Origin of the sequence: Stenotrophomonas sp. MYb238 (assembly GCF_009496535.1) — a bacterium.
Classification (GTDB): domain Bacteria; phylum Pseudomonadota; class Gammaproteobacteria; order Xanthomonadales; family Xanthomonadaceae; genus Stenotrophomonas.
The window spans coordinates 2,501-5,426 of record NZ_WIDL01000048.1 but is presented as its reverse complement, the minus strand read 5'-3'; the positions used below and the strand labels follow the sequence as shown (position 1 = coordinate 5,426).

Genomic DNA, 2,926 nt, shown 5'->3' with positions numbered 1-2,926 from the left:
AGCAGCGGGGGTTTGGGGATAAAAACCCTGGCGATGACCTACTCTCGCATGGCTTGAGCCACACTACCATCGGCGCAGCTGCGTTTCACTTCCGAGTTCGGGATGGGATCGGGTGGTTCCACAGCGCTAATTTCACCAGGGAGAGGGTTGGAGGGTCGCCGTTAGCGGCGCCAGCCTCTCGTAGGGTCTTGTGACGTAGCGTGCACTTGGGTCCATCGACATGTCATGTCGGCCAAGGCAACTTGAGGTTATATGGTCAAGCCACACGGATCATTAGTATCAGTTAGCTCAACGCGTTGCCGCGCTTACACACCTGACCTATCAACCACGTAGTCTACATGGTTCCTTCAGGGGGCTTGTGCCCCGGGAAGTCTCATCTTGAGGCGCGCTTCCCGCTTAGATGCTTTCAGCGGTTATCGCTTCCGAACATAGCTACCCGGCAATGCCACTGGCGTGACAACCGGAACACCAGAGGTTCGTCCACTCCGGTCCTCTCGTACTAGGAGCAGCCCCTCTCAAACTTCCAACGCCCATGGCAGATAGGGACCGAACTGTCTCACGACGTTCTGAACCCAGCTCGCGTACCACTTTAAATGGCGAACAGCCATACCCTTGGGACCGACTACAGCCCCAGGATGTGATGAGCCGACATCGAGGTGCCAAACACCGCCGTCGATATGAACTCTTGGGCGGTATCAGCCTGTTATCCCCGGAGTACCTTTTATCCGTTGAGCGATGGCCCTTCCATACAGAACCACCGGATCACTAAGTCCTAGTTTCCTACCTGCTTGATCCGTCGATCTTGCAGTCAAGCACGCTTATGCCTTTGCACACAGTGCGCGATGTCCGACCGCGCTGAGCGTACCTTCGAGCTCCTCCGTTACTCTTTAGGAGGAGACCGCCCCAGTCAAACTACCCACCATACACGGTCCCCGACCCGGATAACGGGCCTAGGTTAGAACGTCAAGCACGACAGGGTGGTATTTCAAGGATGGCTCCACTGCAGCTAGCGCCACAGTTTCATAGCCTCCCACCTATCCTACACAGACGAACTCAACGTTCAGTGTAAAGCTATAGTAAAGGTTCACGGGGTCTTTCCGTCTTGCCACGGGAACGCTGCATCTTCACAGCGATTTCAATTTCACTGAGTCTCGGGTGGAGACAGCGCCGCTGTCGTTACGCCATTCGTGCAGGTCGGAACTTACCCGACAAGGAATTTCGCTACCTTAGGACCGTTATAGTTACGGCCGCCGTTTACTGGGGCTTCGATCAAGAGCTTCGCCTTGCGGCTGACCCCATCAATTAACCTTCCAGCACCGGGCAGGCGTCACACCCTATACGTCCACTTTCGTGTTTGCAGAGTGCTGTGTTTTTGATAAACAGTCGCAGCGGCCTGGTCACTTCGACCATCGCCAGCTATAGCCCGCATGGGCCACCGGCAATGGTGCACCTTCTCCCGAAGTTACGGTGCCATGTTGCCTAGTTCCTTCACCCGAGTTCTCTCAAGCGCCTGAGAATTCTCATCCTACCCACCTGTGTCGGTTTACGGTACGGTCTGCGTAAGCTGAAGCTTAGGAGCTTTTCCTGGAAGCGTGGTATCAGTGACTTCGTCTTAAAGACTCGTCTCGGTGCTCGGTCTTAAAGGATCCCGGATTTGCCAAAGATCCAAACCTACCGCCTTTCCCCAGGACAACCAACGCCTGGTACACCTAACCTTCTCCGTCCCTCCATCGCACTTACGCGAGGTGCAGGAATATTAACCTGCTTCCCATCGACTACGCATTTCTGCCTCGCCTTAGGGGCCGACTCACCCTGCGCCGATTAACGTTGCGCAAGGAAACCTTGGGCTTTCGGCGTGCGGGTTTTTCACCCGCATTATCGTTACTCATGTCAGCATTCGCACTTCCGATACCTCCAGCAGACTTCTCAATCCACCTTCGCAGGCTTACGGAACGCTCCTCTACCGCGCATAACAAAGTTATGCACCCCAAGCTTCGGTTCTGTGCTTAGCCCCGTTAAATCTTCCCCGCAGACCGACTCGACCAGTGAGCTATTACGCTTTCTTTAAAGGGTGGCTGCTTCTAAGCCAACCTCCTGGCTGTCTGTGCCTTTCCACATGGTTTTCCACTTAGCACAAAATTTGGGACCTTAGCTGTGGGTCTGGGTTGTTTCCCTTTTCACGACGGACGTTAGCACCCGCCGTGTGTCTCCCATACAGTCCGTCTCGGTATTCGGAGTTTGCAATGGTTTGGTAAGTCGCGATGACCCCCTAGCCATAACAGTGCTCTACCCCCGAGAGGATACATATGAGGCGCTACCTAAATAGCTTTCGAGGAGAACCAGCTATCTCCGGGTTCGATTAGCTTTTCACTCCTAATCACACCTCATCCCCTACCTTTGCAACGGGAGTGGGTTCGGGCCTCCAGTGCGTGTTACCGCACCTTCACCCTGGGCATGACTAGATCACCCGGTTTCGGGTCTACTGCCCGCGACTATGCGCCCTTATCAGACTCGGTTTCCCTTCGCCTCCCCTATACGGTTAAGCTTGCCACGAACAGTAAGTCGCTGACCCATTATACAAAAGGTACGCAGTCACTCTTTCGAGCTCCTACTGCTTGTACGCACACGGTTTCAGGTTCTATTTCACTCCCCTCTCCGGGGTTCTTTTCGCCTTTCCCTCACGGTACTGGTTCACTATCGGTCGGTCAGTAGTATTTAGCCTTGGAGGATGGTCCCCCCATGTTCAGACAGGGTTTCACGTGCCCCGCCCTACTCGTCTTCACTGGAATGGCCCTTTCAAATACAGGGCTATCACCTTCTATGGCCGGCCTTTCCAGACCGTTTTTCTAGAACCATACCAGCTTAAGGGCTGTTCCCCGTTCGCTCGTCGCTACTCAGGGAATCTCGGTTGATTTCTTTTCCTCTG

At 54.4% G+C, this 2,926-nt stretch carries 2 rRNA genes (1 of these 2 only partly in view); both read right to left on the bottom strand.

Features of this window, described 5'->3' with window-relative positions:
• Positions 1 to 25 precede the first annotated feature (25 nt).
• Positions 26 to 140, bottom strand: a 5S ribosomal RNA gene (gene rrf, locus CQ393_RS17900).
• A gap of 112 nt (positions 141 to 252) precedes the next feature.
• Positions 253 to 2,926, bottom strand: a 23S ribosomal RNA gene (locus tag CQ393_RS17895) (it continues 204 nt past the right edge of the window).